Annotated in this window: 7 protein-coding genes; 3 read left to right on the top strand and 4 right to left on the bottom strand. The window is 69.1% G+C overall.

Annotation, left to right across the window (positions count from 1 at the left end; genetic code table 11):
- Positions 1-1,274: MocR-like pyridoxine biosynthesis transcription factor PdxR (gene pdxR / locus EQG76_RS01450; RefSeq protein WP_235031152.1), on the bottom strand; the 1,274-nt coding region annotated here is incomplete at its 3' end.
- A 119-nt stretch (positions 1,275-1,393) separates the two neighbouring features.
- On the opposite strand from pdxR, the gene EQG76_RS01445 reads away from it, so the two are divergent.
- Both EQG76_RS01445 and EQG76_RS01440 read left to right on the top strand, forming a co-directional pair.
- The gene (locus tag EQG76_RS01445) at positions 1,394-2,017 is read left to right on the top strand and encodes an FMN-binding negative transcriptional regulator (protein ID WP_159709947.1); all 624 of its coding nucleotides are present in this window, start codon (positions 1,394-1,396) and stop codon (positions 2,015-2,017) included.
- Between the two features lie 89 nt (positions 2,018-2,106).
- Positions 2,107-3,255, top strand: coding sequence for a trans-sulfuration enzyme family protein (locus EQG76_RS01440; protein WP_159709945.1), 1,149 nt, complete (start codon positions 2,107-2,109; stop codon positions 3,253-3,255).
- Positions 3,256-3,280: 25 nt separating this feature from the next.
- On the opposite strand, the gene EQG76_RS01435 is transcribed toward EQG76_RS01440, so the two are convergent.
- Genes EQG76_RS01435 through EQG76_RS01425 form a run of 3 tightly spaced genes read right to left on the bottom strand, consistent with a single transcriptional unit; the run spans position 3,281 to position 5,678 of the window.
- Positions 3,281-3,940 carry a hypothetical protein gene (locus EQG76_RS01435; protein WP_159709943.1) on the bottom strand — a complete coding sequence of 220 codons (660 nt, stop codon included), beginning with the start codon at positions 3,938-3,940 and terminating at the stop codon, positions 3,281-3,283.
- Positions 3,937-4,563: a uracil-DNA glycosylase family protein gene (locus tag EQG76_RS01430; RefSeq protein ID WP_159709941.1), complete on the bottom strand. Its 627-nt coding sequence runs from the start codon at positions 4,561-4,563 to the stop codon at positions 3,937-3,939. Before EQG76_RS01430 ends, EQG76_RS01435 begins: the two co-directional genes overlap by 4 nt.
- Positions 4,530-5,678, bottom strand: coding sequence for a pyridoxal phosphate-dependent aminotransferase (locus tag EQG76_RS01425; RefSeq protein ID WP_159709939.1), 1,149 nt, complete (start codon positions 5,676-5,678; stop codon positions 4,530-4,532). The genes EQG76_RS01430 and EQG76_RS01425 overlap by 34 nt, the downstream gene beginning before the upstream one ends.
- 391 nt (positions 5,679-6,069) lie before the next feature.
- Between EQG76_RS01425 and EQG76_RS01420 the strand changes: the two genes are divergently transcribed.
- Entirely contained in the window at positions 6,070-6,279 is a 210-nt protein-coding gene (locus EQG76_RS01420) for a twin-arginine translocase TatA/TatE family subunit (RefSeq protein ID WP_159709937.1), read from the top strand.
- Positions 6,280-6,298 lie beyond the last annotated feature (19 nt).

The raw sequence follows: 6,298 nt of genomic DNA, 5'->3' as shown, positions 1-6,298 counted from the left end.
CCGAGCCCCGCCGCCCGCGCGTGTGCCACAAGCGCATCCTCCTGCGCTCTCGGCACCTGGTTCAGCCAGACGATGACATGCAGCCCCGCATCGGCGCCGGCCACGGTCACCGCATTGCCCAGGGCAGCGGCAAGGGCGCCCAGCAGGGCAGCGCGCCGCTCGCTGTTCCGGCGGCGGGCCCGCCGGACGTGCCGCTCATAGGCGCCGCTATCGATCAGCCCCGCCAGGGCTTCCTGTTCCAGCTCGGGCGAGTGCCGGTCCGTCAGCCGCTTCGCCCTGGCGAACAGCTCGGCCAGCGCGCCCGGGACGACGAGATAGCCGAGGCGCAGGGTCGGGGAGAGCGTCTTGGAAACTGTGCCCAGGTAGATGACACGCCCGGCACCATCCAGGGCCTGCAGCGCCGGGATCGGGGCGATGTCGAAGCGATATTCGCCATCATAATCGTCCTCGATCACGAGCGCGTCGCAGCGCTGCGCCCAGGCGAGCAGCTCCCACCGCCGCCCCACCGACATGACGCCGCCCAGCGGAAACTGATGGGAAGGAGTGACATAGGCCAGCCGTGCCGCCGGCAGGTCCCCGGTCCGCATGCCCTCCCGGTCCACCGCGACCGGGAGGGCATGCGCTCCGGCCGCCGCAAAGACCTGCAGGGCGAGTGGATAGCCCGGATTCTCCATCACTACCTGACTGCCGGGATCGAGCAGCAGCCGCGCACAGAGGTCCAGGCCCTGCTGCGAGCCGTTGACCACGATGATCTGCTCTGACTCGCACTGCAGCCCGCGGGCCCGCCACAGATATCCCTGCAGCGCTGCTCTCAGCGCGGACGACCCGCGCGGATCGCCATACTGGAGGCGCGGCCGGCGGCGCAGCAGCGCTGCGCTGACCGCCTTGCGCCATGCGAGCACGGGAAAGCCGGCGGCCGCTAGATCGCCATAGCGAAAGTCCGCGACCAGGCCGCCATCGGGCATCGGCGGCAGGTCGAACGCCGCCAGTCGCTGGCCATATCCCGACAGCCGGGGGGAACGCCCCCGACGCGCCGACTGCCCCGGTACCACCGGCGGCGGGCCAAGTCCCGACGCGACCTGGGACGGTGCTCCCTGCCGGGTTGCCAGATATCCCTCCGCGATGAGCTGCTCATAGGCTGCCGTCACCGTCGTGCGTGAGACACCCCACTCGGCCGCTAGGGACCGGGTGGAAGGTAGCCGGGCGCCGGGGCTGAGCAGGCCCGACCTGATCTGGCCCTTGATCGCGTCGCAGATCCTCTGGGTGATGCGCACCTGCGCGGGTGGTGACGCTGCCATGGCGGAAAACTGGCCCGGTGCTTTGGTAGGAAACTGGATGTTCCTTCTGGACCAGTTTCTGGGCAAACATCCAGACCAGACCAGGAGCCATGCCGATGTATGTGCCGCCCGCCTTTCGCGTGGATGACCTCGCCACCCTGCACGGCATGATGCGGGAGGCCCGCCTAGCGAACTTCGTCACCGCCACGGCGCAGGGCCTGATTGCCACGCCGCTGCCGCTCTTCCTGGCACCCGGGGAAGGCCCCTTTGGCACGCTCTACGGCCACCTGGCCCGTGCCAACCCGCAATGGCGGCTGGCGCCGACCGGGGAGGCTACGGCTATCTTCATGGGACCGGACGCGTACATCACGCCTACTTGGTATGCAGCCAAGCAGCAGCATCAGAAGGTCGTACCTACCTGGAATTACCTTGCCGTGCAGGCCTTTGGCCCGGCGGAATTCTTCGAGGATGCGGACCGGCTGCTCGATGTTGTGACCAGGCTCACAGACCTGCATGAGCATCCACGCGCCGAGCCATGGGCGGTCGGCGACGCGCCACCAGCCTTCATCCGCGCTCAATTGCGCGGCATTGTCGGCCTCCGGCTGCCGATCACCCGGATCGAGGGCAAGTGCAAGATGAGCCAGAACCGCAGTGCGGACGATCGCGCCGGCGTGGCCGCGGGTTTGGCTGCGAGCGACCGCGCGTCCGAGCGGGTCGCGGCAGCACTGATCCCGATCTGACCACGGCCGCAGCGCGTGCGGTATCCAGTAGCCACCCTGGCTTCCCGCACGATGCCCGCGGATGCGTACGCCACTTACGAAGGACGAGCATGATGGAGTTCAGGCCCGAAACCCTGCTGGCCCAGGCCGCGGGCATCGAGGACCCGGCCACCGGCGGCCTCATTCCGCCGCTGCAGCCGAGTACGACCTTCCTGCGCGATCCGGACAACGCGTACCGCCGTGGCTTCGACTACGCGCGTGACCGCAACCCGACCTATGTGCCGGCCGAGACGGTGCTCGCGGCGCTCGAGGGCGGTGCGGAGGCGCTGCTGTTCTCTTCCGGCATGGCGGCGGCAACGGCGGTGTTCCAGGCGCTGCGGCCGGGCGACCATGTGGTGATCCCCCAGGTGATCTACTGGGGCCTGCGCAAGTGGCTGCTCGAGACCGCGTCATCCTGGGGCCTGGAGGTGGAGCTGGTCGATACGACCGAGCCCGAGGCGGTGCGCGCTGCTCTGCGCCCCGGCCGTACGCGCCTGCTCTGGCTCGAGACGCCGGCGAACCCGACCTGGGCGGTGAGCGACATCGCGGCCCTCTCCGACCTTGCCCATGAGGCGGGTGCCCTGGTCACGGTCGACAACACCGTGCCGACGCCGCTCCTCACCCGCCCGCTGGAACTCGGCGCGGACCTCGTCATGCACTCGGCGACCAAGTACCTGAACGGCCACAGCGACGTGGTCGCAGGCGCGCTGCTCACCAGGCGCACCGACGCGGAGATCTGGTCCCGCATCCGCACGATCCGGCACGACCAGGGCGCCATCCTGGGACCCTTCGAGGCCTGGCTCCTCACCCGTGGCCTGCGCACGCTCCACCTGCGCCTGCGCGCCGCGTGCGGCAACGCCATGCACCTCGCGGCCCATCTCCAGCACCATCCCAAGATCGAGCGCGTCCTCTATCCGGGTCTGCCGACCCACAAGGGCCACACATTGGCCGCGCGCCAGATGCAGGGCGGGTTTGGCGGCATGCTCTCCATCCTGGTCCGGGGCGGGGAGCAGGCAGCAGTCGCGACCGCGGCCAATGTGCGCCTCTGGAAACGCGCCACCTCGCTCGGCGGCGTGGAAAGCCTCCTGGAACACCGTGCCTCGATCGAAGGCCCGGACTCGCCGGCACCCGCCAACCTGCTGCGGCTCTCCGTGGGGGCAGAGGACGTGGGCGACCTAATCGCGGACTTGGAGAGTGCTCTGGCGGCGGCTGAAGCCTAGCCCGGGAAGGCGCCGAAAACCGCGCCTACCCTCCGCCCGCCCGGAACGCCCGCATGTGGAACGCCGCGTGCGCCCGGTCATAGGCGTGCTCGCGTCCCACCGGGCAGGCCCGCCGGGCCAGGCAGCCGCCCATCATGCAGTCCTGGCCGGACAGCGTGCCGAGATGCCCCCGACAGGCGGTGACCTGGTAGCGGCCGGGCTGGAAGGCGCCTACTGGGCAGGCGGACAGGCAGGGGCGGCCCGCACAGGCTGGACACGGGCTGCCCCTGGCTTCAGATCGCGGCAGATCGACCGCATGATCCAGCAGCAGCGCCGCCCGCAGCGCCGTCCACAGCCCGTAACGCTCATGGATCAGCAGCCCCAGCGGCGACGCGCTGAACCGCCCGTCCGCCCGGACCGCCCAGCGCTGGAACGGGAAGAAGGGCGGCCCGTCGAACGGGAACAGGCAGGCCGCGCCCAGCGGTGCGGCGACCTCCACCACGACCCGCCGGGTCCAGCGGTCCAGTGGATGCGGCCCGTGCCGCTCCGGCGCTGCCTGGAGATGCGGGTAGATGGCGCTGCCGACATTGCCGACCAGCAGCAGGGTAGCCGGGTCGCCGGGTACCCCGTCCTCCGGCTCCGGTGCAAAGCCGCCCAGCAGGCTGAGACCGTGCGCCGCCAGCCCAGCCTCCAGCCGCTTGATCATACCGCCACCGGCGCAAGCAGCTCGTTTACCCGGGCGCGCAGATCCGGCAGGGTCTCGGCCTCGAACCAGGGGTTGCGCTTGAACCAAGCGATGTTGCGTGGGCTCGGGTGGGGCAGGGGGAAGAAGGGCTCGGGCGTGGTCCGCCAAGCGCGCACTGTCTCGGTGAGCGCCATGTTGCCGCCCAGATAGTGCCGCTGGGCATAGGCGCCGATCAGCAGGACCAGACGCAGTCCTGGCATGTGGCGCAACAGTGCCCCGTGCCAGGAGGGTGCGCATTCCGGCCGGGGCGGCAGGTCGCCGGAGCGGCCCTTGCCCGGGTAGCAGAAGCCCATCGGCATGATCGCGATGGCCGGGTTGTCGTAGAACTGCTCCCGCCCGATCCCGAGCCAGGCGCGCAGCCGCTCGCCGGACTGGTCGTTCCACGGGATCCCGGTGGCATGGACGCGCGTGCTTGGCGCCTGGCCCACGATCAGCAGCCGCGCATCCGGCTTGGGCCGCACCACCGGCCGCGGGCCCAGCGGCAGCAGCCCGGCGCACCGCCGGCAGGCGCGGATCTCGGCCAGCAGCGCGTCCAGGCCTGAGGCCTCGCTCAGCCCTTCAGGTAGCGGTCGATCCGGTCGCATGCTTCCTCGATCGCCTCGACCGACGCCGCGTAGGAGAAGCGCAGATAGCCCTCGCCATGGATGCCAAAGCTCGTCCCGGAGATCAGCGCCACCCCGGCCTGGTTCAGGATCTCATCCTGCAGCGTCCGTGAACTCTTGCCCGTGCCGGTGATGTTGGGGAACGCATAGAACGCACCGCCCGGGTTCACACAGGAAAAGCCCGGCAGCCGGTTCAGCCGGTCCACGATCACGCCGCGCCGCTTGGCGAACGCCGCCATCATCATGTCGACCGAATCCTGCGGGCCTTCCAGGGCCGCGATGCCGGCATACTGGGCCGAGGCGTTGACGCAGGAATGGACGTTGATGGCAAAGCGGGTCGCCAGATCGATCAGGGACTTCGGCCACACGCCCCAGCCCATCCGCCAGCCGGTCATGGCATAGGTCTTGGACCAGCCGTCCAGCAGGATCAGCCGGTCCTGGATCTCGGGATAGGCAGTGAGCGAGGCATGCGGCACCCCGTCATAGACCATCCGCGCATAGATCTCGTCGGACAGGACCGCCACCTCGGGATGCGCGCGCAGCCCGTCCACCAGCCGGTCCAGTTCCTCCTGGGGCACCACGCCGCCGGTGGGATTGGCGGGGCTGTTGACGATGATGAGGCGGGTTTTGGGCGTGATCCGGCTCAGCACGTCCTCGGCCGAGAAGGAAAAACCCTTCTCTTCCAGCAGCGGGATCGGCACGGCCTTGGCGCCGGTGAACTCGATCACCGAGCGATAGATCGGGAAGCCCGGGTCCGGGTACATGATCTCCGCACCCGGCTCGCCGAACATCTGGATGGCGAAGAACATCGTCACCTTGCCGCCCGGCACCACCAGAACCTGGTCCGGGTCGACCTCGACGCCGCGGCGCTGATACATGTCGGCGGCCACCGCCTCGCGCAGCTTCAGGATGCCGTTGGCGGGGGTGTAGCCGTGATGGCCGTCCTTGAGCGCCTTGACCGCCGCCTCGACGATATGTGGCGGGGTCGGGAAGTCCGGCTGGCCGATGCCCAGATTGATGATCGAGCGGCCTTCCGCCTGCAGCCGCACGGCCCTTGCCAGCACCTCGAAGGCGCTCTCCGTGCCGAGCCGGTTCATGCACGCCGCGATCCGCATTCCTCGCCCCCAATCCTTGCCAAAGGCCGCGGATCATGGCGGGGCCGGGGGGCTTGGGCAAGCACCGGCCGCGAGGGCGTCATACAGGCAAAAAAAGAACCGGGTGGAACCGCGAACGGTTTTGGACCACCCGGTCGATACAGAGCCCTCAGCGCCATCAATGTCTCACGGGCGCACGATCCTGGATGTGAGAAAACGCACAAAGCTGTGCGAATTCACGACAGGAACCACATAAATCTTCGACACGGGCGAGGGAGCCTGCCGGGCCCTTGGCCGTTATCCTGCCGCTTTGGCACGAGCCCAGCCCATCGCCGCTTGGCATCCCGACCACTCGTCGCTACGTTCCGGGTACGTCGCACCTGGGAGAGTTTCGATGGGTTCCTTCAGCGCATGGCACTGGATTGTCGTGCTGGTGATCGTGCTGATCGTGTTCGGCGCCGGCCGGCTGCCGAAGGTGATGGGTGATCTCGCCTCGGGCATCAAGACCTTCAAGAAGGGCATGCAGGACGATCCGGCCGTGACCAAGGCCGACGAAGTTCCTGCTCCTGCCCACGAGAACACGGCCGACAAGCGGCCGGTCTGAACCACAAGCGTGCGACGAA

Source organism: Geminicoccus flavidas (assembly GCF_009806515.1).
Taxonomy (GTDB): domain Bacteria; phylum Pseudomonadota; class Alphaproteobacteria; order Geminicoccales; family Geminicoccaceae; genus Geminicoccus; species Geminicoccus flavidus.
The sequence above is the reverse complement of the archived record's forward strand: the minus strand, read 5'-3'. Positions and strand labels throughout refer to the sequence as shown.

Excerpts from the sequence above, each read along its gene's own strand:
- EQG76_RS01445 (WP_159709947.1), top strand. The coding sequence starts at position 1,394 with ATGTATGTGCCGCCCGCCTTTCGCGTGGATGACCTCGCCACCCTGCAC.
- EQG76_RS01440 (WP_159709945.1), top strand. The coding sequence starts at position 2,107 with ATGATGGAGTTCAGGCCCGAAACCCTGCTGGCCCAGGCCGCGGGCATC.
- EQG76_RS01435 (WP_159709943.1), bottom strand. The coding sequence starts at position 3,940 with ATGATCAAGCGGCTGGAGGCTGGGCTGGCGGCGCACGGTCTCAGCCTG.
- EQG76_RS01430 (WP_159709941.1), bottom strand. The coding sequence starts at position 4,563 with ATGCGACCGGATCGACCGCTACCTGAAGGGCTGAGCGAGGCCTCAGGC.
- EQG76_RS01425 (WP_159709939.1), bottom strand. The coding sequence starts at position 5,678 with ATGAACCGGCTCGGCACGGAGAGCGCCTTCGAGGTGCTGGCAAGGGCC.
- EQG76_RS01420 (WP_159709937.1), top strand. The coding sequence starts at position 6,070 with ATGGGTTCCTTCAGCGCATGGCACTGGATTGTCGTGCTGGTGATCGTG.